This is a genomic window from Caldimonas hydrothermalis (assembly GCF_056746695.1).
Genome location: NZ_JBWQXA010000011.1, coordinates 64,381 through 87,664, shown reverse-complemented (window position 1 = coordinate 87,664; position 23,284 = coordinate 64,381). Strand labels below are relative to the sequence as shown.

The 23,284-nt window shown below is 68.1% G+C and carries 19 protein-coding genes; 5 read left to right on the top strand and 14 right to left on the bottom strand.

Features of this window, described 5'->3' with window-relative positions; genetic code table 11:
• Positions 1 to 13: 13 nt before the first annotated feature.
• The 10 genes from AC1ECW_RS13650 to AC1ECW_RS13605 form a co-directional block, all read right to left on the bottom strand.
• Positions 14 to 1,687: a long-chain-fatty-acid--CoA ligase gene (locus AC1ECW_RS13650; protein WP_481202043.1), complete on the bottom strand. Its 1,674-nt coding sequence runs from the start codon at positions 1,685 to 1,687 to the stop codon at positions 14 to 16.
• Positions 1,688 to 1,836: 149 nt separating this feature from the next.
• On the bottom strand, positions 1,837 to 2,607 hold the full coding sequence (locus AC1ECW_RS13645; protein WP_409707965.1) for an amino acid ABC transporter ATP-binding protein: 771 nt from the start codon (positions 2,605 to 2,607) through the stop codon (positions 1,837 to 1,839).
• Between the two features lie 19 nt (positions 2,608 to 2,626).
• Positions 2,627 to 3,733 carry an amino acid ABC transporter permease gene (locus tag AC1ECW_RS13640; protein ID WP_409707968.1) on the bottom strand — a complete coding sequence of 369 codons (1,107 nt, stop codon included), beginning with the start codon at positions 3,731 to 3,733 and terminating at the stop codon, positions 2,627 to 2,629.
• 8 nt (positions 3,734 to 3,741) lie between these two features.
• Positions 3,742 to 4,884, bottom strand: a complete 1,143-nt coding sequence (locus AC1ECW_RS13635; protein WP_481202042.1) for an amino acid ABC transporter permease — start codon at positions 4,882 to 4,884, stop codon at positions 3,742 to 3,744.
• Positions 4,885 to 4,978: 94 nt separating this feature from the next.
• On the bottom strand, positions 4,979 to 6,004 hold the full coding sequence (locus AC1ECW_RS13630) for an amino acid ABC transporter substrate-binding protein (RefSeq protein ID WP_409710725.1): 1,026 nt from the start codon (positions 6,002 to 6,004) through the stop codon (positions 4,979 to 4,981).
• A gap of 429 nt (positions 6,005 to 6,433) precedes the next feature.
• Positions 6,434 to 7,870, bottom strand: a complete 1,437-nt coding sequence (locus AC1ECW_RS13625; RefSeq protein WP_409709223.1) for an NAD(P)(+) transhydrogenase (Re/Si-specific) subunit beta — start codon at positions 7,868 to 7,870, stop codon at positions 6,434 to 6,436.
• The gene (locus tag AC1ECW_RS13620; RefSeq protein WP_409709226.1) at positions 7,867 to 8,187 is read right to left on the bottom strand and encodes an NAD(P) transhydrogenase subunit alpha part 2; all 321 of its coding nucleotides are present in this window, start codon (positions 8,185 to 8,187) and stop codon (positions 7,867 to 7,869) included. The genes AC1ECW_RS13625 and AC1ECW_RS13620 overlap by 4 nt, the downstream gene beginning before the upstream one ends.
• A gap of 21 nt (positions 8,188 to 8,208) precedes the next feature.
• On the bottom strand, positions 8,209 to 8,571 hold the full coding sequence (panD, locus tag AC1ECW_RS13615) for an aspartate 1-decarboxylase (protein ID WP_409709241.1): 363 nt from the start codon (positions 8,569 to 8,571) through the stop codon (positions 8,209 to 8,211).
• Between the two features lie 11 nt (positions 8,572 to 8,582).
• Positions 8,583 to 9,698, bottom strand: coding sequence for a Re/Si-specific NAD(P)(+) transhydrogenase subunit alpha (locus AC1ECW_RS13610; RefSeq protein ID WP_409709229.1), 1,116 nt, complete (start codon positions 9,696 to 9,698; stop codon positions 8,583 to 8,585).
• A 317-nt stretch (positions 9,699 to 10,015) separates the two neighbouring features.
• Complete coding sequence (locus AC1ECW_RS13605; RefSeq protein WP_409709232.1) at positions 10,016 to 10,600, bottom strand: flavin reductase family protein; 585 nt, start codon at positions 10,598 to 10,600, stop codon at positions 10,016 to 10,018.
• An 81-nt stretch (positions 10,601 to 10,681) separates the two neighbouring features.
• Between AC1ECW_RS13605 and AC1ECW_RS13600 the strand changes: the two genes are divergently transcribed.
• The 3 genes from AC1ECW_RS13600 to mnmA all read left to right on the top strand — a co-directional run bounded on the left by AC1ECW_RS13600 (position 10,682) and on the right by mnmA (position 13,415).
• On the top strand, positions 10,682 to 11,731 hold the full coding sequence (locus AC1ECW_RS13600) for an XdhC family protein (protein WP_409709235.1): 1,050 nt from the start codon (positions 10,682 to 10,684) through the stop codon (positions 11,729 to 11,731).
• Positions 11,732 to 11,796: 65 nt separating this feature from the next.
• Complete coding sequence (locus AC1ECW_RS13595; RefSeq protein ID WP_481202041.1) at positions 11,797 to 12,309, top strand: NUDIX hydrolase; 513 nt, start codon at positions 11,797 to 11,799, stop codon at positions 12,307 to 12,309.
• Positions 12,306 to 13,415 (top strand): tRNA 2-thiouridine(34) synthase MnmA, encoded by a 1,110-nt coding sequence (mnmA, locus tag AC1ECW_RS13590; RefSeq protein ID WP_409708962.1) that lies wholly within the window; start codon positions 12,306 to 12,308, stop codon positions 13,413 to 13,415. The genes AC1ECW_RS13595 and mnmA overlap by 4 nt, the downstream gene beginning before the upstream one ends.
• Positions 13,416 to 13,427: 12 nt before the next feature.
• On the opposite strand, the gene AC1ECW_RS13585 is transcribed toward mnmA, so the two are convergent.
• On the bottom strand, positions 13,428 to 14,060 hold the full coding sequence (locus AC1ECW_RS13585) for a CAP domain-containing protein (RefSeq protein WP_409708965.1): 633 nt from the start codon (positions 14,058 to 14,060) through the stop codon (positions 13,428 to 13,430).
• Between the two features lie 301 nt (positions 14,061 to 14,361).
• Here AC1ECW_RS13585 and AC1ECW_RS13580 point away from each other — a divergent pair, with 301 nt between their 5' ends.
• Together AC1ECW_RS13580 and AC1ECW_RS13575 are read left to right on the top strand one after the other, a co-directional pair.
• Positions 14,362 to 15,402 carry an efflux RND transporter periplasmic adaptor subunit gene (locus tag AC1ECW_RS13580; protein ID WP_409708968.1) on the top strand — a complete coding sequence of 347 codons (1,041 nt, stop codon included), beginning with the start codon at positions 14,362 to 14,364 and terminating at the stop codon, positions 15,400 to 15,402.
• Positions 15,399 to 18,545 carry an efflux RND transporter permease subunit gene (locus tag AC1ECW_RS13575; RefSeq protein ID WP_481202040.1) on the top strand — a complete coding sequence of 1,049 codons (3,147 nt, stop codon included), beginning with the start codon at positions 15,399 to 15,401 and terminating at the stop codon, positions 18,543 to 18,545. The genes AC1ECW_RS13580 and AC1ECW_RS13575 overlap by 4 nt, the downstream gene beginning before the upstream one ends.
• A gap of 3 nt (positions 18,546 to 18,548) precedes the next feature.
• Here AC1ECW_RS13575 and AC1ECW_RS13570 read toward each other — a convergent pair whose 3' ends face one another.
• The 3 genes from AC1ECW_RS13570 to AC1ECW_RS13560 are packed head-to-tail and all read right to left on the bottom strand — an operon-like array spanning position 18,549 to position 23,244.
• Positions 18,549 to 19,697, bottom strand: a complete 1,149-nt coding sequence (locus AC1ECW_RS13570) for an osmoprotectant NAGGN system M42 family peptidase (protein ID WP_481202039.1) — start codon at positions 19,695 to 19,697, stop codon at positions 18,549 to 18,551.
• Positions 19,694 to 21,451, bottom strand: coding sequence for an N-acetylglutaminylglutamine synthetase (ngg, locus tag AC1ECW_RS13565; RefSeq protein ID WP_481202038.1), 1,758 nt, complete (start codon positions 21,449 to 21,451; stop codon positions 19,694 to 19,696). The genes AC1ECW_RS13570 and ngg overlap by 4 nt, the downstream gene beginning before the upstream one ends.
• Before the next feature lie 20 nt (positions 21,452 to 21,471).
• Positions 21,472 to 23,244 (bottom strand): N-acetylglutaminylglutamine amidotransferase, encoded by a 1,773-nt coding sequence (locus AC1ECW_RS13560; RefSeq protein ID WP_481202037.1) that lies wholly within the window; start codon positions 23,242 to 23,244, stop codon positions 21,472 to 21,474.
• Positions 23,245 to 23,284: the final 40 nt, after the last annotated feature.

Genomic DNA, 23,284 nt, shown 5'->3' with positions numbered 1-23,284 from the left:
GCGTCGTCAGGCCTCATTTCTTGTCCCGCAGCTCGCGCCGCAGGATCTTGCCCACCGGGGTCTTGGGCAGCTCGGTGCGGAACTCGATGACCTTGGGCCGCTTGTAGCCGGTCAGGTTCTGCTCGCAGTAGGCCCGCACATCAGCCTCGGTGAGCGCCGGGTTCTTCTTGACGATCACGAGCTTGACCGCCTCGCCCGACTTCTCGTCGGGCACGCCCACCGCAGCCACTTCCAGCACGCCGTCCATCTGGGCCACGACATCTTCCACTTCGTTGGGGTAGACGTTGAAGCCCGACACCAGGATCATGTCCTTCTTGCGGTCCACGATTCGGAAGTAGCCGCGCTCGTCCACCGTGCCGATGTCGCCGGTGCGGAAGAAGCCGTCGGGCGTCATGACCTTGGCGGTCTCGTCCGGGCGCTGCCAGTACCCGGCCATCACCTGAGGGCCGCGGATGGCGATCTCGCCCGGGGTGCCGATCGGCACCTCGTGGCCTTCATCGTCGAGCAGCTTGAACTCGGTGGAGGGCAGCGGCAAGCCGATGGTGCCGGTGAACTCGGTGCTGTCGGTGGGGTTGCAACTGGCCGAGGGCGAGGTTTCCGACAGGCCGTAGCCTTCGCAGATGGGGCAACCGGTTTTCTGCAGCCACAGCTTGGCCGTGGCCGACTGCACCGCCATGCCGCCGCCCACGCTGAGCTTGAGCGTGCTCCAGTCGACCTTGTGGAAGTCGGGGTGGTTGGCCAGGGCGTTGAACAGCGTGTTGACGGCCGGGAAGCTGTGGAACTTGTGCTGCGACAGCTCCTTCAGCACGGCGGGGATGTCGCGCGGGTTGGGGATCAGGATGTTGCAGCCGCCCATGCGCATGGACAGCATCATGTTCACCGTGAAGGCGAAGATGTGGTAGAGCGGCAGCGCGCAGACGGTGACGGTCTGCTCGCCCGGCGGGATCTTCTTCAGTGCCGGGCCGTTCCAGGCCTCGGACTGCAGCACGTTGGCGATGATGTTCCGGTGCAGCAGCACGGCGCCCTTGCTCACGCCGGTGGTGCCGCCGGTGTACTGCAGCACGGCGATGTCGGTGGCCTTGATCTCGGGTTTGCGCAGCGTGAGGCTGCGGCCCTTGGCGATGGCATCGTTGAAGCGCACGGCCCCGGGCAGATCGAAAGCCGGCACCAGCTTCTTGACCTTTCGCACCACGTAATTGACGATGGCGCCCTTCGGAAAACCCAGCAGATCGCCCATCGCGGCCAGCACCACATGCTGGACCGGTGTCTTGGCCAGGCACTCCTGCAGGGTGCGTGCGAAGTTCTCGATGATGACGATCGCCTTGGCGCCGGAGTCCTTGAGCTGGTGCTCGAGCTCGCGGGCGGTGTACAGCGGGTTGACATTGACGATGACGTAGCCCGCACGCAGGATGCCCGCCACGACGATGGGGTACTGCGGCACGTTGGGCATCATGATGGCCACCCGGTCGCCCTGGCTCAGGCCGAGCGACTGCAGGTAGGCCGCAAAGACGCGCGAGTACTCGTCGAGCTGGGCATAGGTGAGCGTCTTGCCCATGAACTTGAAGGCGGGACGCTCGGCGTATTTGGTGAAGCTTTCCTCGAGCAGCGCGACCAGCGACGGGTACTGGTCGGGGTTGATCTCGTGCGGCACGCCTTGCGGATAGTGCTTCAGCCAGACTTTTTCCATGGGTTCCTCCGAATGAACCGGGAATTCTGACGCATGGCTGACGCAAGCCCCATCAGGTGTTTCGCTAGACGGATTTGGAGTGAAGCCTCTACTTTGATGTCCCGCAGGAGACGGCGACCCCGTTCGATACCCTGTCTCGGGGCACCGTCTCAGCGGTCCAGGATCTGGCTGAGGAACTGGCGGCTGCGTTCGCTGCGCGGATTGCTGAAGAATGCCTCGGGGGTGTTTTGCTCGACGATCTCGCCTGCATCCATGAAGATGACCCGGTCGGCCACGGCCCGTGCAAAGCCCATCTCATGGGTGACGCACAGCATCGTCATGCCTTCGCGGGCCAGATCGATCATCGTGTCGAGCACTTCCTTGACCATCTCCGGGTCGAGTGCCGAGGTGGGTTCGTCGAACAGCATGATCGAGGGGTTCATGCACAGCGCGCGCGCAATCGCCACGCGCTGCTGCTGGCCGCCCGAGAGTTGCCCCGGGTATTTGTGGGCCTGCTCGGCGATGCGCACGCGCTCCAGGAAGCGCCGCGCGGTGGCCTCGGCCTGGGCGCGCGGCTGCTTCTTCACCCAGATCGGCGCGAGCGTGCAGTTGTCCAGCACGCTCAGGTGCGGGAACAGGTTGAAGTGCTGGAACACCATGCCCACGTCGGAGCGGATGGCATCGATGTTCTTCAGGTTGTCGGTCAGCTCCACGCCGTTGACGACGATGCGGCCCTGCTGGTGCTGTTCGAGCCGGTTGATGCAACGGATCAGCGTGGACTTGCCCGAGCCCGACGGTCCGCAGATCACGATGCGCTCGCCCTTGGCCACCTCCAGGTCGATGTTCTTCAGCACATGGAAGTCGCCGTACCACTTGTTCAGGCCTTCGATGCGGATGGCCACCTCGCCGGCGGCGGAAGTCTTGAGGGCAGCATCTGCCATGGAAGTCTCCGGATGAGGGTCAACGCTGGTGGCCGCGGGCGAGGTCGCGCTCGAGCCATTGGCTGTATTTCGACATCGCGTAGCAGAAGATCCAGTAGATGAGGATCGAGAACAGGAAGGCTTCGATGAAGAAGGGCTTCCAACTGAAATCGGTCTCGACGGACTTCTTCACCGCATAGGCGAAATCGTAGATCGCGATGATGACCACCAGCGAGGTGTCCTTGAACAGCGAGATGAAGCTGTTGACGATCGGTGGGATCGACAGGCGCAGCGCCTGGGGCAGGATGATCAGCCCCATCATCTTCCAGTAGGGCAGCCCCAAGGCTTCGGCCGCCTCGTACTGCCCCTTGGGCACGGCCTGCAGGCCGCCGCGCACCGCCTCGGCCAGGTAGGCCGCCACGAAGAGGATGATGGCCACCTGGGCGCGGATGAGCTGCTCGATGCGCAGCCCCTCGGGCAGGAAGAGCGCGAACATCACCGAGGCCATGAAAAGCACCGTGATGAGCGGCACGCCACGGATCACCTCGATATAGATGATGGAGAAGGCGCGGATCAGCGGCAGCTTCGAGCGCCGGCCCAGCGCCAGCAGCACGCCCAGCGGAAAAGCCAAACCGATGCCGAAGATCGACAGGATCAGCGTGACCGGCAGACCGCCCCACTGCTCGGCGCGCACGGGCGTGAGCCCCAGGCCGCCGCCCATCAACCAGAAGGTCAGCGCCAGGCCCACGACCCAGATCAGGATGAGCCGGGCGTTCCAGAAGCGCTTGAGGGCCGAGACGACCAGCAAGCTGCACATCACCCCGATGGACAGCGCCGCGCGCCAGCTTTCCTCGTAGGGGTACACGCCGAACATCATGAAGTGGAACTTCTCCCACACCACGGCCCAGCAGGCGCCCTGGCCGCGCGCGGCCTGGCATTGTTCGAGCGGTGCATGGCCCCAGACCGCATCGAACACCGCCCAGCCGAGCACCTTGGGCAGCACCCAGGCCAGCAGGGCCAGCGTGACGAGCGTGATGCCGGTGTTCAGCGGCGTGGAAAAGAGGTTCTCGCGTGCCCAGGCCCAGGCGCTGGCGTGGCGCTGTGGCGGGGGCAGGCCGGCGCTGGCGGGCGCAAGGGTCTTGTCCATGGTCGTTCTCACCGTTCCACCAGCTTCACGCGTTCGTTGTACCAGTTCATGAACAGCGAGATCGCCAGGCTGATCGACAGATACACCGCCATCAGGATGGCGATGGCCTCGATGGCCTGCCCGGTCTGGTTCATCGTGGTGTTGGCCACGGCCACCAGGTCGGGGTAGCCGATGGCCACCGCCAGCGAGGAGTTCTTGGTCAGGTTCAGGTATTGGCTGGTCATCGGCGGGATGATCACGCGCAGCGCCTGAGGCAGCGTCACCAGGCGCAGGCGCTGGCCGGCATTCAGACCGAGGGCCTGCGCCGCCTCGGTCTGGCCGCGGTCGACGGCCAGGATGCCCGCGCGCACCACTTCGGCCACGAAGGCCGCGGTGTAGGTGGACAGGCCCAGCAGCAAGGCGGTGAACTCTGGCGAGATCGAGCGGCCGCCTTGCAGGCTGAAGCCGCCCAAGGAGGGCACGTCCATCGCGGTGGGCGCGCCCATCGCGGCCCAGGTCAGCACGGGCAGGCCCAGGATCAAGCCGGCACTGACCCAGCCCACGGGCCAGCGCTGGCCCGTGGCCTGCTGATGCCGGGCCGCGGCGCTGCGCCAGGCCCAGGACAAGCCCAGGCCGGCGAGCAGGGCCCAGCCGGCGCCCGACCAGGCGGCATGCTCGGCCGGCCAGGCGAACCAGAAGCCGCGCTGCGTGGCGAAGAACCAGTCGCCCAGCGTGAGGGCCTCGCGCACCGGCGGCAGCAGCTCGGTGAACAGGCCATACCACACGAAGAGCTGCAGCAGCAGCGGCACGTTGCGCATCACCTCGACATAGCCCGAGGCCAGCCGGGCCAGCAGCCAGTTGCTCGACAGCCGGGCGATGCCGATCAGCGTGCCCAGCACCGTGGCCAGCACGATGCCCAGTGCGGCCACCTTCAGCGTGTTGAGCAGGCCCACCGCAAACGCGCGTGCATAGGTGTGGGTGGCGTCGTAGGCGATCAGGGTTTCGGCGATCTCGAAGCCGGCCTCACGGCCGAGGAAGCCGAAGCCCACCTGGATCTGCCGCGTGGACAGGTTGTGCAGGGTGTTGGACACCAGGTACCAGCCCACGCCGATCACGGCGGCCAGCAGCAGCACCTGGTAGACGATGCCGCGGACACGTTCGTTGCTGAACATCGGTGCGTCGACCTCTTGAGCGGGACGGGATGCGTGGATGCAAGGCGGCCCGCTTGCGCGGGCCGCCGACCTCAGGGCAGGGGAACGGGCCGGGTCAGCGCAACGGCGGCGCGTACATCAGGCCGCCGTCCTTCCACAGCGCGTTCTGGCCCCGCTCCAGGCCCAGCGGGCCGATGTTGCGCTGGTAAATCTCGCCATAGTTGCCCACGGCCTTGATCGCGCGCACCAGCCAGTCGTTGTCCAGCCCCAGGCCCTTGCCCACGTCGCCCGAGACGCCGACGATACGCTGCACCTGCGGGTCCTTGGATTCGGCCTTGAGCTTGTCCACGTTCGCCGAGGTGACGCCGTATTCCTCGGCTTCGATCAGACCGAAGAGCGTCCACTTCACGATGGTGAAGAACTCCCAGTCGCCGCGCCGCACCATCGGGCCCAGGGGCTCCTTGGAGATCGCGTCGGGCAGGATCACCAGGTCGTCCTTGTTGGGCGCAGCCAGGCGCGTGGCGGCCAGGCCCGAGATGTCGGTGGTGAAGACGTCGCAGCGCCCGGCGAAGAAGGCCTGCTGGATCTGCGCCAGATCGCTGATCACCACCGGCTTGAACGTCATGCGTTTGCTGCGGAAGTAGTCGCTCAGGTTCAGCTCGGTCGTGGTGCCGGGCTGCACGCAGATGGTGGCGCCGTTGAGCTGCGAGGCGTTCTTCACATTGGCCGACTTCTTCACCATGAAGCCCTGGCCGTCATAAAACCAGGTGCCGGCGAAGACCGAACCCAGCGTCGAGTCGCGCGAGGACGTCCAGGTGGTGTTGCGCGAGAGGATGTCCACCTCGCCCGACTGCAGCACCGTGAAGCGGTTCTGCGTGGTGGTGGGGACGAACTGCACCTTGTTGGGGTCGTTCAGGACGGCGGCGGCCACGGCACGGCAGAAGTCCACGTCCAGGCCCGTCCAGCGGCCCTGGGCATCGGGGGCCGAGAAGCCTTGCAGGCCGCTGTTGACGGCGCAGCGCAGCGTCCCGCGGGACTTGACCGCATCCAGCGTCGGCCCGGCCGAGGCGGAAAGCGGCAGCATCGCGGGAAACGCAACGGCTGCGGCGGCGGCCAGGCCCTTGATCCAACGTGTCTTCATCTCGAGAACCCTTTCCTTTTGCATCTGGCAGGTGGTGCCGCCCCACCGGTTCGGTGCGGCAGCGGACGGTCACGACAGCAGGGCACGGCTTGTGGCGCGCCCAGGCCCAAAGCATGCAAAGAATCGAGGCAAAAGGCTTCATGGGAAACGCCTAGTCCCACAACCCCGCACCGCTTTGCCCCCGCTTCACTCAGGGTTGGCCCCCTCAGGACCAACCCTCGATGCGGGACGACCGATAGGAAGCAAGATCGGGGCCTGGCGTGGTCCCCACGCTGCTGTCTTGGAACGAGCGTCTGGGCGAACCGCCCCCCTTGATGCCTTGTGCTGCGCCGAGCCGCCCCAAGTTTCCTTGACCCCCGCGGGGGCCGGGCTGGGTGCAGCCCGGCCCTGGGGGCGCTCAGAGTTTGCGTGGGGCGAATCCAGCCTGAGTCACTCCACCGCCTTCACCATGTCTTCGACGACCTTCTTCGCATCGCCGAAGACCATCATGGTCTTGTCCATGTAGAAGAGCTCGTTGTCCAGGCCGGCGTAACCCGCGGCCATGCTGCGCTTGTTCACGATCACGGTCTTGGCCTTGTAGGCCTCCAGGATGGGCATGCCGTAGATGGGCGAGCCCTTCTGCAAGGCCGCGGGGTTCACGACGTCGTTGGCGCCCAGGACGATGGCCACGTCGGCCTGGCCGAATTCGCCGTTGATGTCTTCCATCTCGAAGACCTGGTCATAGGGCACCTCGGCCTCGGCCAGCAGCACGTTCATGTGGCCCGGCATGCGTCCGGCCACCGGATGAATGGCGTACTTCACCGAAATGCCCTTGTGGGTGAGCTTCTCGGCCAGTTCTTTGACGGCGTGCTGGGCGCGCGCCACGGCCAGGCCGTAGCCGGGCACGATGATCACCGATTCGGCATTGCTCAGGATGAAAGCCGCATCATCGGGGCTGCCGCTCTTGACCGTGCGCTGAGCTTGACCCGAGGCCGCAGCGGACGAAGCATCCCCGCCGAAGCCGCCCAGGATGACGTTGATGAACGAGCGGTTCATCGCCTTGCACATGATGTAGCTCAGGATGGCGCCCGAGGAGCCTACCAACGAACCGGCGATGATGAGCATGGGGTTGTTCAGCGAAAAGCCGATGCCCGCGGCCGCCCAGCCCGAATAGCTGTTGAGCATGGACACCACCACCGGCATGTCGGCCCCGCCGATCGGGATGATGATGAGCACACCCAGCACGAAGGCCAGCGCGATCGAGGCCCACAGCGCGGCCTCGCTCTGTGTGACGGTGTAGAACGCCACCAGGGCCACCATGGCCAACCCCAGCACCAGGTTGACGAGGTGCTGCCCCGAAAACACCACCGGCGCGCCCTGGAAGAGGCGGAACTTGTAATTGCCGCTGAGCTTGCCAAAGGCGATGACCGAGCCGCTGAAGGTGATGGCACCGATCACCGCCCCCAGGGCCAACTCCAGCCGGTTGCCGGTGGGGATGGCCGCGTCCTTGGCCGTGATGCCGAAGGCCCAGGGCTCCACCGCCGTGGCCACCGCGATGAAGACGGCCGCCAGGCCCACCATGCTGTGCATGAAGGCCACCAGCTCGGGCATCTTGGTCATCTCCACGCGCTGGGCCATCACCGTGCCGATGGCGCCGCCGGCCAGCAGACCCACGAGCACCCACACCATGCCCGAGGCGCCTGGCTGGCCCATGCGGCCGGCCGTCTCGACGATGAGTGCTGCGGTGGTGAGGATGGCGATCGCCATCCCCGTCATGCCAAAGATGTTGCCGCGGATGGACGTGGTGGGGTGGCTCAGGCCCTTGAGCGCCTGGATGAAACAGACGCTGGCCACCAGGTACAGCAAGACGACGAGGTTCAGGCTCATGCTTGGCCTCCCGAGGCCGGGGCCTTCTTCTCTTTCTTTTTGAACATCTCGAGCATGCGGCGCGTCACCAGGAAGCCGCCGAACACATTGACGGCGGCCAGCGCCACCGCCAGCACGCCCATGGTCTTGCCCAGGCCGGTCTCGGTGAGCGCGGCGGCCAGCATGGCGCCCACGATCACGATGGCCGAGATGGCGTTGGTCACCGCCATCAGCGGCGTGTGCAGGGCGGGCGTGACGTTCCACACCACGTGGTAGCCCACGTAGATGGCGAGCACGAAGATGATCAGATTGATGATGACCGGGCTGAGCGTGTCCATGCCGGCGTCTCCTTCAAAGTGTCAGAACTTGCGGATCTCTTGGATGCGGTTGCCCTCGCCCAGCAGCACCACCCGGGGCTTGTGGTCGCGGGCCTGGTCCTCGCTCATCGGCGCGTAGGTGCAGATGATGAGCAGATCGCCCACTTGGGCCTTGCGGGCCGCCGCACCGTTGAGCGAGATCGTGCCGCTGCCGCGCGGGGCCTTGATGATGTAGGTTGAAAAGCGCTCGCCGTTGTTGACGTTGTAGAGGTCGATGTGCTCGAACTCGCGCATGTCGGCCGCGTCCATCAGGTCCTCGTCGATACCGCAACTGCCCTCATAGTGCAGATCGGCCTCGGTCACGGTGGCGCGGTGCAGCTTGGCGCGCAGCATCACGCGCTGCATCGGGAAAGGCATCATGTGCGCGTCACCTGTCCGTCCTGTGTCATGCGGCAGGCCGCGACGATGTCGTCCTCGAGGTCGATGCTCAGCGTGCCTTCCTTCGTGACGATGAGCTTGAGGAAATCGAGCACATTGCGCGCGTACAGGGCCGAGGCATCGGCGGCCACCAGCGCAGGCAGATTGGTTTCGCCCACGATGGTCACGCCATGCCGGATGACGGTCTGGCCGGGCTCGGTCAGCGGGCAGTTGCCGCCCTGGGGCGCGGCCAGGTCCACGATCACCGAGCCGGGCTTCATCGACTTCACCATGTCCTCGGTCACCAGCACCGGCGCCGGGCGGCCGGGGATCAGCGCGGTGGTGATCACCACGTCGGCCTGGGCCACGCGCTTGGCCACCTCGACCTTCTGGCGGTCGAGCCAGCTCTGCGGCATGGGCCGGGCGTAGCCGCCCACGCCTTCGGCGGCTTCCTTCTCCTCGGCGGTCTCGTAGGGCACGTCGATGAACTTGGCGCCCAGCGATTCCACCTGCTCCTTCACCGAAGGCCGCACGTCGGACGCCTCGATCACCGCGCCCAGGCGCTTGGCCGTGGCGATGGCCTGCAGGCCGGCCACCCCCACGCCGAGCACCACCACGCGTGCGGCTTTCACCGTGCCAGCGGCCGTCATCAGCATCGGGAAGAAGCGCTGGTAGCGATCGGCAGCGATCATCACCGCCTTGTAGCCCGCCACGTTGGCCTGCGAGGACAGCACGTCCATGCTCTGTGCCCGCGTCGTACGCGGCGCAGCCTCCAGCGCAAAGCTGGTCAGGCCGGCGGCAGCCAGTCGCTGCAGGCCCTCGGCATCGAAGGGGTTGAGCATGCCCACCAGCGTGGTGCCTGGTTTCATCAGTGCCAGTTCCTCGGCCTTCGGGGCGCGCACCTTGAGCACCAGCTCACAGCCGAAGGCGCCGGCGGCATCCACGATCTCGGCCCCGGCGGCCACATAGGCCTCGTCCGGCGCGGCCGCCTTCACGCCGGCGCCGGACTGAACGCGCACGACATGACCCTGCGCCTTGAGTTTCTTGGCCGTCTCGGGCGTGACGGCCACGCGGGTCTCTCCCGCCACCGTCTCGAGCGGTACGCCTATGAGCATGAAACCTCCTCGTGTGGTTCTCTGAAACTGCGGCACGCCCCCCGAGAAGGTGCGCTGCCAAATCCTGCGCAGCTTACACAAGCTGACAGGGTTCTGTGGTTGTAACGGGGTTACAAGTTTCAGGGAATTGCAAGGTGTCGCGGGGGTGACGGCCATCGCGTCGGGCGTGTTCACGCGTCCCACCGCGACCGAAGGGACGAGATGTCGGGCCTGGCGACCCGCTTCCCGTCTCCCGAAGCGGCCGCTCAACGCCAAGGTCAGAACCAGCAAACCTTGGGATCACTCGCTTCACACCGCTTGACTCGGAAGACGGTTACTCAGAGCGGCCGGGCCTGAACGAGCGCACCGAAGCGGCCGAAGAGTCCTGCCCCCAAGTGATGCAAGGTGTGCAACTCGGCGTTGTCCTCGCGCACCGACCATCGCCCGTTCTCGAAGATGCGCGCATCGGCCGCGGCCGACAGCACTTCGGCGAAGCAGGTGTCGTAGGCCTGCTCGGTGTGGGGCTCGGGAATCAGCCGGCATTCCATCCAGGCGGCGCAGCCTTGTTCCAGCAAGGGCACACCGGTCACGGCCCCGGCCCGCGCTGCGATGCCGAAGCGTTCGAACTTGTCGATCTCGCGGCCGCTCACGCTGCCCACGGCGTAGGTGAGATCGGCCAGCGCGGCGCCGGGGATGCAGACACCGAAATGACCGCTCGCCTGGATCAGCTCGCGCGTGAAGGTGCGCTTGTCGATCACGATGGCGATGCGCGGCGGCGTGAACTCCACCGGCATCGACCACGCTGCGGCCATGAGGTTGCGACGGCCACCGTGGGCGCTGGTCACGAGCACGGTGGGGCCATGGTTGACGAGGCGGCTGGCGTGGGCCAGGGCCACGGGCCGGAACGGAGGTGCGGGGTTCATGCTTGGGGATCATGACAGAGGGCGCGCCTCACGGGCAAACCCCTGCGCCACATGCCCTTCGATCTGGGCTAAGGTGGCGCCATGGAAGACCTCGACATCCGGGTGCTGCGCACCGCGTACGAATGGCTGGGCCAGGGGTGGCCCGTGGTGCTCGTCACCGTGGCGCGCACCTGGGGTTCGTCGCCGCGTCCAGCGGGCTCGCTGATGGCCATCAACGCCCTGGGCCACACGGTGGGCTCGGTCTCGGGCGGCTGCATCGAGGACGACCTCATCCACCGCGTGCGCGGGGAAGGGGTCGAGGCCGTGTGTGCCGGCGGGCGGCCGACCACGCTGCGCTACGGCATCTCGGCCGACCAGGCGCACCGCTTCGGCCTGCCCTGCGGCGGTACGGTGGAACTGGTGCTGGAGCCGGTGTCGCAACGCAGCCGGTTGCCCGAGCTGCTGGCTGCCTGCCAGGCCCGGCGCAGCACCGAGCGGGTGCTGGACCTGCGCACCGGTGAGGTGGTGCTGCAGCCGGGTGCACGCGACGGGTTGCCCGTGCTGAGCGATACCCATTTGAGCACGCACTTCGGCCCGCGCTTGCGGCTGATCGTGATCGGCGCGGGGGATCTCTCCCGCTTCCTGAGCGAGATGGCGCTGAGCCTGGGCTTTGAGGTGGTCGTGTGCGACCCGCGTGAAGAACAGCAGCAAAGCTGGAGCCTGCCCGGTGTGACCCTGACCCGCGAGATGCCTGACGACCTGATCGTGCGCTTGCAGCCCGATGCGCGCACGGCGGTGGTGACGCTCACCCACGACCCCAAGCTCGACGACCTGGCGCTGATCGACGCGCTGCGCTCGCAGGCCTTCTACGTGGGCGCCATCGGCTCGCGGCGCCATGCCGCGCACCGGCGCGAACGGCTGCACGAGCATTTCGGCCTGACCCCCGCCGAGCTGCAGCGCCTGCACGGCCCGGCAGGCATCTACATCGGCAGCAAGACCCCGGCCGAGATCGCGCTGTCGATCATGGCCGAGCTGGTGGCCGCCAAGAATGGTGTGATCGCCGACGTTTCACGGCCGGTGGCCGCAGGCAAGGCGCTTCAGGACATCGCCGCGGGCGGCAGACTTGGGGCGGGTTGGCAGGATCGTGCATGAATCCCGGAGCATCGTGAGTGCCCCCTGCGCCAGCGGGTGGGCGGCGGCGCCGCGATAATTCACCCATGAGCGATCGTTGGAAACCCAGTGTCACGGTGGCGGCCATCGTGGAGCGCCAGGTCGAGGGACAGAGCCAGTTCCTGCTGGTGGAGGAGCACACGGCCGAGGGCCTGAGGCTGAACAACCCGGCCGGCCACCTCGACCCGGGTGAGTCGCCCGTGCAAGGGGTGGTGCGCGAGATGCTGGAGGAAACCGGCTGCGTGTTCACGCCCGAGGCGCTGGTGGGGGTCTACCTCTCGCGGTTCCATCGTCCGGCCACCGGCGAGGACGTGACCTACGTGCGCTTTGCCTTCTGCGGCGCGGCCAGCGAGCCGGCGCCGGGCTGGGTGCTGGACGAGGGCATCGTTCGCACGCTGTGGATGACCCCTGACGAGATCCGCGCCAGCCGCGAGCGGCACCGCAGCCCGCTGGTGCTGCGGTGCATGGAAGACTACCTGGCGGGCAGGCGCTACCCCCTGGAGCTGCTCACGGTGGACCCGACCGTCTATGCCCCCGAGATCAAGGTGAGGACACCATGACGCGCAAGTCGCGGGTGGTGGTGGGCCTGTCCGGCGGCGTCGATTCGGCCGTGAGCGCCTGGCTGCTCAAGCAGCAGGGCCATGAGGTCGTCGGCATCTTCATGAAGAACTGGGAAGACGACGACGACAACGAGTACTGCTCTTCGAACATCGACTTCGTCGATGCCGCCTCGGTGGCCGACGTGATCGGCATCGAGATCGAGCACGTGAACTTCGCGGCCGAGTACAAGGACCGCGTGTTCGCCGAGTTCCTGCGCGAATACCAGGCCGGGCGCACGCCCAACCCCGACATCCTGTGCAATGCCGAGATCAAGTTCAAGGCCTTCCTAGACCATGCCCTGCGGCTGGGCGCCGAGAAGATCGCCACCGGCCACTACGCCCGCGTGCGCGAGCGCGACGGCCGCTTCGAGCTGCTCAAGGGCCTCGACCCGGCCAAGGACCAGAGCTACTTCCTGCACCGGCTGAACCAGGCGCAGCTGGGCAAGACGCTCTTCCCCGTGGGCGAACTGCACAAGACCGAGGTGCGCCGCCTCGCTGCGGAGATCGGCCTGCCCAATGCGAAGAAGAAGGACTCCACTGGCATCTGCTTCATCGGTGAGCGGCCTTTCCGCGAGTTCCTCAACCGCTACCTGTCCAACACGCCGGGTCTGATCAAGGATGACCGCGGCCGCGTGCTGGGCGAACACGTGGGCCTGAGCTTCTACACCCTGGGCCAGCGCAAGGGGCTGGGCATCGGAGGCGTCAAGGACAAAGGCGCTCCACGCGGCGGCGGCGATCACGCCCCCTGGTTCGTCGCGCGCAAGGACCTGGCGACCAACACGCTGTATGTGGTGCAGGGCCATGACCATCCCTGGCTGCTTTCGCACCGCCTCGTGGCCGCTGATGCAAGCTGGACGGCGGGCGAGCCGCCCGAGCCCGGGGCATATGCGGCCAAGACACGCTACCGCCAGAGCGATGCGCCGTGCACGCTGGCGGGCCTCGAAGGCCCCCGCTTCACGCTCGACTTTGCGCAGGCCCAGTGGGCCGTCACGCCGGGGCAGTCGGCCGTGTTGTATGACGGCGAGGTGTGCCTGGGCGGCGGGGTGATCGACGCCGTGCCGGACTGACGCGCCCTGGCCTCAGCGTGGCGTGCCAAGGTTCTGCGTCCAGTACCAGCCGTAGCGGCTGCTGGGGTTGCGTGCGCAGGCCAGGCCCATGTCGCGGAAGTTCGGGTTCATGAGATTGGCGCAGTGGCCCTCGCTGGACATCCAGCCATTGATCACGCTTTGCGCCGAGGTGTAGCCCGCTGCAATGTTCTCGCCCGCGCGGCTCCAGGTGTAGCCGGCGGCCGTGATGCGCTGGCTGAAGGTGCGTCCGTCGAGGCTGGTGTGGCTGAAGTAGTTGTTGTCGGCCATGTCCCGGCTGTGGCCGTAGGCGGCTGTGGTCAGCGCGGCGCTCCAGTTCAGCGGTGTGGTGGCCGCAAAGCGGCCGCGGCTGCCGCAGGTGGCGCCGGTGGCGCGGCGCTCATTCACCAGACGCAGCAGCTCGGCCTGAAAGTTTGGCAGGCCGCAGGTGATGTCCACCGAAGGAGCCGGAGCGGGCGTGGGCGCGGGGGCTGCGGGCGGGTCTGCCGGTGCAGGGGCGCTGGTCTGCGTGGAAGAGGACTCGCTGGGCGCCCCGGGTGCATCGTCGCTGCCACCGCCGCCACAGGCCGACAGGGCCACTGCGGCTGCGGCCAGGCAGGCCACCCGGATCGACACGAGGGAGAGCATCGAACTTGGCGCGACGGGCATCGGGTTGTCTGGCAAGACGCAAAGCGCGCATCTTGGCGCGAAACTCTTCGTCCAGGGATAACCAATTGCAACCGCGCGTGTGGATGTCACAACAGGAAGGTCGCGTCATATGTCAGCAGCATGACGGCAGATGACCCCACAACGCCCCCGAAAGAGGGAGGAGGCGTTGACCGCACACGCGCATAATCGTGAAGATCTGCACAATGCCGGCCCCTGGCCCACCGGGTTCCCCCCCCAACGTGGTGCGCCTGCTGCCCGGGCCGTCCTCCTCGAGTCCTCCATGAAGCTTCGTCGCTGCCTTGCCGTGTTCTCCTCTTGCCTGGGGCCGCTTCTGTGGTTCGGCACAGCCCAGGCCCAGAGCGCGTCGGTCCATGGTGGGGCAGCGATGGTCCAGGTCCGGCCCTTCGGCGACGTCGCCGTGCGTCCGCAGCGCGAGGCGCCGGCGGCCGTGGTGGCGCGTAACCAGGCCCGGGTGGCGGCCGAGGTGGCGGGCACGGTGCTGCGCTGGCGGGTGGACGCGGGCGCCAGCGTGCGCCGCGGTGACCTGCTGGCCGAGATCGACCCCACCGACTTCCGTTTGGAGCGCGACCGTGCCCAGGCGGCGCTGCAGGCCACGCTGGCGCGGGTGAGCCTGGCGCAGACGCAATTGCAGCGCACACGCGAGCTGGTGGCCCAGAACTTCCTGTCGCAGGAGGCGCTGAACCAGCGCGAGACCGAGCTCAAGCTCATGCAGGCCGAACTCGCCGCCAATCGGGCGCAGTTGGCCACGGCCGAGCGGGCCCTGGCGCGCACGCGCATCACGGCGCCGTTTGCGGCCACGGTGAGCCAGCGCCTGGCCCAGGCGGGCGAGTACGTGGCGCCCGGCACGGTGCTGTATGTGCTGACCGAGACCGGCGCGGTCGAGGTGAGCGCCCAGGTGGCGCCCGACGACGTGGCGGGGCTGCGCTCGGCGGGCGACCCGCGCTTCGACGCTGGAGGCGGACGCACCGTGGCGCTCAAGCTGCTGCGCGTGGCCGGTGCGGTGACGGCGCCCGCGCGCACGGTGGAGGTGCGCCTGGCCCCGCAGGAGGCCGTGCTGCCGGGCACCGAGGGGCGCCTGCTGTGGACCGAGGATCGTGCGCACCTGCCCCCGGCGCTGATCGTGCGGCGCGAGCGCCGCCTGGGCGTGTTCACGGTGGCCGAGGGCCGGGCCCGCTTCGTGCCGTTGCCTGGCGCCCAGGAAGGCCGGGCAGTCGCGGCGACGCTGCCGGCCGACACGCCGGTGGTCATCAGCGGCCAGGCCACCCTGCAGGACGGCACCCCGGTGAGCATCGAGCGATGAAGCTGCTGGCCGCCCTGATCCGCAACCACCCGCTGGCCAACGTCACCTTCGTGGTGGTGCTGGTGCTGGGGGCGCTGAGCTACCTCTCGATGCCGCGCGCGCAGGACCCGGAGATCAACTTCAACTGGGTGAGCATCATCACGACCCTGCCCGGCGCGTCGGCCGAGGACGTCGAACGCCTGGTCACCAACCCGCTGGAAGACGGCATCAAGGGCGTGGCCGACGTGCGCTTCGTCGTCAGCAGCAGCCGCGAGAACGTCTCGAGCATCCTCGTGCGCTTCCGCGAGATCTCCGAGCGCACCTTCGACAAGCGCATTGCCGACCTGCGCCGCGAGATCCAGAACAAGGCCAACACCGAACTGCCCACCGAGGCCGAGGACCCGGTGGTGCTGGAGATCACCACCTCCAATGGATTTCCCACCGCCTCGCTGATGCTGCTGGGGCAGGCCGACGACGAGGTGCTGCGCCAGGCCGGCCGCCAGATCAAGCTCGACCTGGAGCGCATGGCCGGTGTGGACCAGGTGTATGCCTCGGGCCTGCGCGACCCCGAGATCCTGATCACCCCCGACAATGCCGCGCTGGTGGCGCGCGGCTTGAGCGCCACCGATGTGGCCGACGCGGTGCGCAGCGTCTTTCGCGACACCTCGGCCGGCACGCTCAAGACCGAAGGCGGGGCCTGGTCGGTCACCGTGCAAGGCATCGCTACCGATCCGCAGCGTCTGGCCGGCATCGTGGTGCGCAACCCGGCCAGGCCGCAGGCCACGGCGCGTCTGGACGAGGTGGCGCGCATCGAGCGCGCCCGCGCGCCGGCCGCCCAGCTCGCCAGCATGGATGGGCGCAGCGCCATCAGCCTGGCTGTGACCAAGAAGCCCGGCACCCACACCCTGGAGCTGGTGCAGCGGCTCCACGACTACATCGCCCAGCGCCAGGCGGCGCTGGCGGCCAGCGGCCTGACGTTGCTGCTCAGCGACGACCAGACCGTGCCCACGCGCGAGGCCATCGGCGTGATGGAGACCAACGCGCTGTTCGGCCTGGTCAGTGTGATGGGCATCTGCTGGCTGTTCCTGGGCTGGCGCATCGGCGTGCTCGTGGCCCTGGGCATCCCCTTTTCGCTGGCCGGCACGATGGTCGTGCTTGGCAGCCTGGGGCACACGCTCAACATCTCGGTGCTGCTGGGCCTGGTGATCGCGCTGGGCATGCTGGTGGACGATGCGGTGGTGGTCGTCGAGGCGATCTACTACCGCCTGCAGCGCGGGGCGGAAGCCTTCGAGGCCGCGATCGACGGTGTGCGCGAGGTCTTGGCGCCGGTGCTGTCGTCGGTGATGACGACGATGGCGGCCTTCCTGCCGCTGATGTTGCTGCCGGGCATCGTGGGCAAATTCATGTTTGTCATTCCCTTCGTGGTGACCCTGGCCTTGCTGATCAGCCTGGTCGAGGCCTTCTGGATGCTGCCCACCCATGTGCACGCGCTGAAACTGCGCCTGGACCAGCCCTCGCGGGCCCAGGCCTGGCGCAACGAGTTCAATCGCAGGCTGCGCCTGTGGTACGGGCGCAGCCTGGCAATGGTGCTGCGCCGCGCGGGCTGGTCGCTGGTGGTGGCCGCCGTGCTGGTGCTGGGGGCCGTGGGGCTGTTCTTCTCGGGCGCCGTGAAGGTGCAGTTCTTCGCCTTCGATCCGCTGCGGCTGTTCTACGTGAATGTGGACATGCCTTCGCAAGCCACGCTGGAGGAGACGCTGGCTGAAACCGAGGCGGTCGAGCAAGTGGTGCGCAGGCACCTGCAAGGCGTGGGGCCGCAGGGCGAGGCGCGCGCCGTCGTCTCGGTGGCGGGCATCAAGTTCACCGACACCGAACCGGTCTATGGGGATGCCTACGGCCAGGTGTCGGTGTCGCTGAACCCCCGCGGCGACGGCGGACGCGAAGTGAGCGAGGTCATCGAAGCCATGCGCGCCGAGGTGGAGGCGCTGCCCGGCCCTGGGCGCAAGAGCTTCACGCTGCTGTCGGGCGGGCCGCCCAAGGGCAAGCCCCTGAACGTGAAGGTGCGCGGCGACGACCCGGACGAGCTGCGCCGCGCCGCCGATGCGGTGAAGGCCATCGTGGCCGGTGTGCCCGGCGTGAAAGACGTCACCGACGACGACGTACCGGGCCGGCCCAAGCTCACGCTGCAGTTCGACCACGAGGCCCTGCGGCGCGCCGGGCTCGATGCGGCCTGGCTCGCGCGCATGCTGCGCATCCAGGTCGATGGCGAGATCGTGGCCTTCACCCGCGAAGGCGGCGACAAAATCGAGGTGCGCGTGCGTGGCCGCGACGACGCGCGCACCGACCCGGCGGCCCTGCTGGCCGAGCCGCTCACCTTGCCCAACGGCCAGGTCACGCGGCTCGACACCCTGATGACGACCAGCGTGGAGCCGGGCAAGGGCTTCATCCGCCACTACAACCTGAGGCGCACCATCACGGTGGAGGCCAACCTCGACGACCCCAAGGACAACCCCGAGGCCTTGAACACCGCCCAGGCCAATGCCCGGGTGCAGGCCGCCTGGCGCGAGGTGGCTCGCCAGTACCCGGGCATCGACCTGGAGTTCTCGGGCGAGCTGGAGGACATCCAGGAAAGCCTGGACGCGATGGGCCTGCTGTTTGCGCTCGGCGTGGGCCTGATCTTCCTGATCCTGGCCGCGCAGTTCGTCAGCTACTGGCAGCCCTTCATGATCCTGGTGACGGTGCCCTTGGCCTTCACCGGCGTGACGCTGGGCCTGGCGCTCACGCAGAACCCGCTGTCGCTGTACACGATGTACGGCGTGATCGCACTGACCGGGATTGCCGTGAACGCGGCCATCGTGCTGATTGATGCGGCCAACGAGCGCCGCGCGCGCGGCATGGGCACGATGCATGCCATCGTCTGGGCCGCACGCCGGCGGGTGGTGCCCATCCTGATCACGTCCACCACCACCATCGGCGGGCTGTTCTCGCTGGCCACGGGCCTGGGCGGCAAGAGCCTGCTGTGGGGACCGGTGGCCGCCAGCATCGTCTGGGGCCTGGCCTTCTCGACGCTGCTCACGCTCTACGTGGTGCCGCTGCTCTACCTGGTGTTCATGCGCCGGCTCGATCGCAAGCGGCCGGCGCACCACGAGGCGCCGGCCGCGGCCTGAGCGTCAGGAGGCGCCGCCCTCGGCCAGCGTCGGGTCGTTGTGGGCCGGGAAGTCGGCCAGCGGGCCCAGCAGGGCCGCATCGCGCTTGAAGAGCGGCGGGCTCTGCACATGGGCCAGCAGCAGCTCGGCCAGCGCCATCAGCGAATCGACATGCACGCGCTCGTGGCCGTGCGAGGCATCGAGCCCGAAGCACACGAGGGCGGTGCGGATGTCGTTGCCGGCCTCCAGCGCAGCGGCGGCATCGCTGCGGTAGTAGCGGAACACGTCGCGGCTGTGCTCGATGCCGCGTTCGCGGCACAGCGCCAGCAGGTGGCGCGTGAGGTGCCAGTCGAAGGGGCCGGCCGAATCCTGCATGGAGATGGTCACACCGTACTCGCAGGTGTTCTGGCCTTCGGCCACCGTGCCGTTGTCGATGGAGATCAGCTCGGCCACATCGCCGTGCAGCACGTGCGAGGCGCCCACGCCCACCTCTTCCGAGATGGTGAACAGCAGGTGGCAGTCCACCGGGATGCGGGTGCCGGACTCGCGCAGCGCCCGGGCCACCGCCAGCAGGGCGGCCACGCCGGCCTTGTCGTCCAGGTGGCGGGCGTTGATGAAACCGTTGGGCAGGAACTCGGGGGCCGAATCCACCGCGATGGTGTCGCCCACGTTCACGCCCAGGCGGACGAGGTCCTCGTGCGAATGGCAGCGTTCGTCCAGGCGCAGCTCCACGTGGGTCCAGGCCACCGGCTGGGTGTCGATCTCCTGGTTGAAGGTGTGGCCCGAGGCCTTGCAGGGCAGGATGGTGCCGCGGCAGGTCAGGCCGTCGTCGCCGTAGAGCGTGACACGTGCACCCTCGGCAAAGCGCGAGGACCAAAAGCCGATGGGCACGAGTTCGAGCCGGCCGTTGGGCTTGAGCTGCTTGACCATCGCCCCCAGGGTGTCGAGGTGGGCGACGATGGCGCGGTCGGGGCTGTGGCGCTCGCCCTCGATGTCGGCGCGGATGGCGCCGCGCCGCGTGAGGCTGTAGGGGATGCCGAGCTGTTCCAGTTCGTTGGACACCTTCACGACGATCTCGTCGGTCATGCCCGAGGGGCTGGGCGTGAGCAGCAGGCGCTGCAGCACGTCGAGCAGGTAGTCACGGTCGATGCGGGGGGCGGTTGTTCGGGTCACGCGCTCTCCTTCATCTCCGGCAGCGGTGCGGCGCGGGTCTGCGGGAAGAGCAGGTCGATGAAGCGCTCGGCCGTGGGCTGGGGTTCGTGGTTGGCCAGGCCGGGGCGCTCGTTGGCCTCGATGATGGCGTACTCGGTGCCGCCCAGGTCGGGCACCATGAAATCGAAGCCCACCACCGGGATCTCGAGCGCGCGCGCGGCCTGCTCGGCCACCTGCCGCAGCTCAGGGTGGAGCTGGTCGGTGACGTCGTGGATGGTGCCGCCGGTGTGCAGGTTGGCCGTCTTGCGCACCGGCAGCACCGTGCCGGCGCTCAGCACCGTGTCCATCGTGTACCCGGCAGCGTGCACGCAGCGTTCGGTCTCGGCATCCATCGGGATGCGGCTTTCCCCGGCCGTGGCGGCCTCGCGGCGGCGGCTCTGCTTGGCAATCAGCTCGCGCACACTCGTGTGCCCGTCGCCGGTGATCTCGGCCGGCCGGCGCGTGGCGGCCGCCACGACCTGGTAGTCGATCACGACGATGCGCAGGTCCTGCCCGAGCATCAGCTCTTCCATGATGACGTCGTCGCAATGGGCGCGCGCTTCCTCGATGGCGCGGTGCACCTCGTCGAGCGTGCGCAGGTCGACTTTCACTCCGCGCCCCTGTTCGCCGCGGGCCGGCTTCACGACGATGCGGCCGTGGCGGTGCAAGAAGGCGGCCACCTGGGCCTCGTTGCGCACCAGGGCCTGCTCGGGCAGGCGCAGCCCGGCAGTGGCCAGCACCTTGCGGGTCACGCGCTTGTCGTCGCAGCGGCTCATCGCCACCGCCGAGGTGAGGTCGGTGAGCGACTCACGGCAGCTCACGGTGCGACCGCCATGCGTGAGGCGGAAAAAGCCGTGCTCGGCGTCCTGCAGCTCCACGCCGATGCCGCGGCGGCGCGCCTCGTCGATGAGGATGCGCGCGTAGATGTTGACCTCGGCGCAGTCGTCGGGCCCGGTGAAGAGCTTCTCGTTGATCGGGTTCTTGTGCTTGACGCAATACACCGGCACGCGCTCGAAGCCCAGCTTCTCGTACAGCGCGATCGCGTGCTGGTTGTCGTGCATCACCGACAGGTCGAGGTAGCGACGGCCCTGTGAGCGGTAGTAGTGGGCCAGGGCGCGCACCAGCGCCTCGCCCACACCGGGGCGGGTGGCCTGCGGGTCGACCGCGAGCGACCACAGGCTGGCGCCCTGCTCGGGGCAGCGGCAGGCGCGCACGTGGTCCACGCCGGTGACGGTGCCCACCACCTGATCGCTCGCCTCGTCGTGCACCACGAGCAGGATGACCGCCGGATCGCGCTGGCCGTCGGTGAGATAGCCCGGGCGCAGCGGCACCATGCGGCAGGCGCGGTAGATGCGGTTGAGCGTGGCCTCGTCGTCGGCCAAGGCCTCGCGCAGCGTGTAGCCTTCTTCGGGGGGCGGTTCGATGCGGTGGCGGCGCAGGTCGAGCCGGTAGGTGTGGGAGGGGTCGAGGAAGAGGTGCTGCGGCGCCACCGCGATGGCCACGTGCGGGTCACGGATGTACAGCGCCACGTCGCGCCGGCCTTCTTCCTCGCGGCGCAGTTCGTCGGCCAGGGCCTGGGGGCTGGCGAAGGTCTGACCCAGCAGCAGCCGGCCCCAGCCGCAATCGACATGGGCCTCGGGTTTCATCGCATCGAGATCCACGTGCGGCGGCGGGTCGCCCCAGTGCTTGAGGCTGGCCATCTGGGTCGGGTCGAGCGGGTTGTGTGAAGCGATCATGGTCTGGTCTCCTGCCGGCCTCACAGGCCGCGCGATTGCAGCCACAGCTCCAGCAGGGCCACCTGCCACAGCTTCGAGCCGCGCAGCGGCGTGAGGTGTTCGCCCGGATGGGCCAGCCAGGGGGCCAAGGTCTCGGGGCGGAACAGGCCGCGTTCGCGCGCGGCGCGGCTGTTCAAGGCATCGCGCACCATGTCGAGCACCGGACCGTCGAGGTATTTCAGCGCGGGCACCGGGAAGTAGCCCTTGGGCCGGTCCACCACCTCGCGCGGCAGCAGGCGGCGTGCGATGGTCTTGAGCACGCCCTTGCCTCCCTCCTTCAGCTTGTCCTGGGCGGGCAGACGCCCGGCCAGTTCCACCAGCTCGTGGTCGAGGAAGGGCACGCGGGCCTCCAGGCCCCAGGCCATGGTCATGTTGTCCACGCGCTTGACCGGGTCGTCCACCAGCATCACGGTGCTGTCCAGGTGCAGCGCCTTGTCCAGCGCTGTGGCCGCATCGACGGTGGCGAAATGCTGCTCGACGAAGGCGCGACTCACGTCACCGGTGTGCCAGCGCGGCTGCAGGGTGGCCTGGAGGGCCTCGTGGTCCCGGTCGAAGAAGACGCGCGCGTAGTCGGCTGCGGGCTGAGAACTGCTGGCGAGCTTGGGATACCAGTGGTAGCCGGCAAAGACCTCGTCGGCACCCTGACCGCTTAGCACCACCTTCAGGTGACGCGACACCTCGCGCGAGAGCAGGTAGAAGGCCACGTTGTCGTAGCTCACCATGGGCTCGCTCATGGCCGCGATGGTCTCGGGCAGCACCTGCAGCAGATCGGGCGTGGGGATGCGGATCTGGTGGTGCCCTGTCTCGAAGCGCTGGGCCACGAGGTCGGAGTAGCGGAACTCGTCACCCGCTTCGCCGCCGCCGGCCTCGAAGCCGATCGAGAAGGTCTGCAAGTCGCGTTGGCCCATCTGGGCCAGCAGCGCCACGATGAGGCTGGAATCGACGCCCCCCGAGAGCAGCACGCCCACCGGCACGTCGGCCACCATGCGCCGGCGCACGGCGGTGCGCAGGGCCTCCTCGACCAGGGCTTCGCGTTCCACGTCTTTCAGTGCGGCCAGGGCCGGGTCTTCGCGCACTGACAGCGTCCAGTAGCGGTGGTCGCGGCGCGTGCCGTCGCGCTCGAAGGTGGCGATGGTGGCCGGCGGCAGCTTGGTCACGCCCTGCACGATGGTGTGCGGGGCGGGCACCACCGCGTGCCAGCTCATGTAGTGGTGCAGCGCGATGGGGTCGAGGGTGGTGTCGATGTCGCCGCCGGCCAGCAGCGCGGGCAGCGTGGAGGCAAAACGCAGGCGCTTGGGCGTGGCGGCCAGGTACAGCGGCTTGATGCCGAAGCGGTCGCGTGCCAGCGTGAGGCGGCCGCTGTCGCGTTCCCATACCGCAAACGCAAACATGCCGTGCAAGCGCGTCACGCAGTCGCGGCCCCAGGCATGGAAGCTCTTGAGCACCACTTCGGTGTCTCCGTCGGAGAAGAAGCGGTAGTCGAGGGCCTCCAGCTCGCGGCGCAACTCGCGGTAGTTGTAGATGCAGCCGTTGAAGACCAGGGTGAGCCCCAGCGCCGCGTCGGTCATGGGCTGCTGGGCGTGCTCCGACAGGTCGATGATGCGCAACCTGCGGTGGGCCAGGGCGACGGGGCCCTGCTGGAAGAGGCCGGCGCTGTCGGGGCCTCGGGGTTGAAGGATCTCGCCCATGCGGGCGACCGTGCCGGGGTCGGCGGTGGAGGTGCCGAAGTGCACCTCGCCTGCAAAACCACACATCGGTGTGCTGCCTCCGTGGAAGGGGAAGAGCCAACCGACT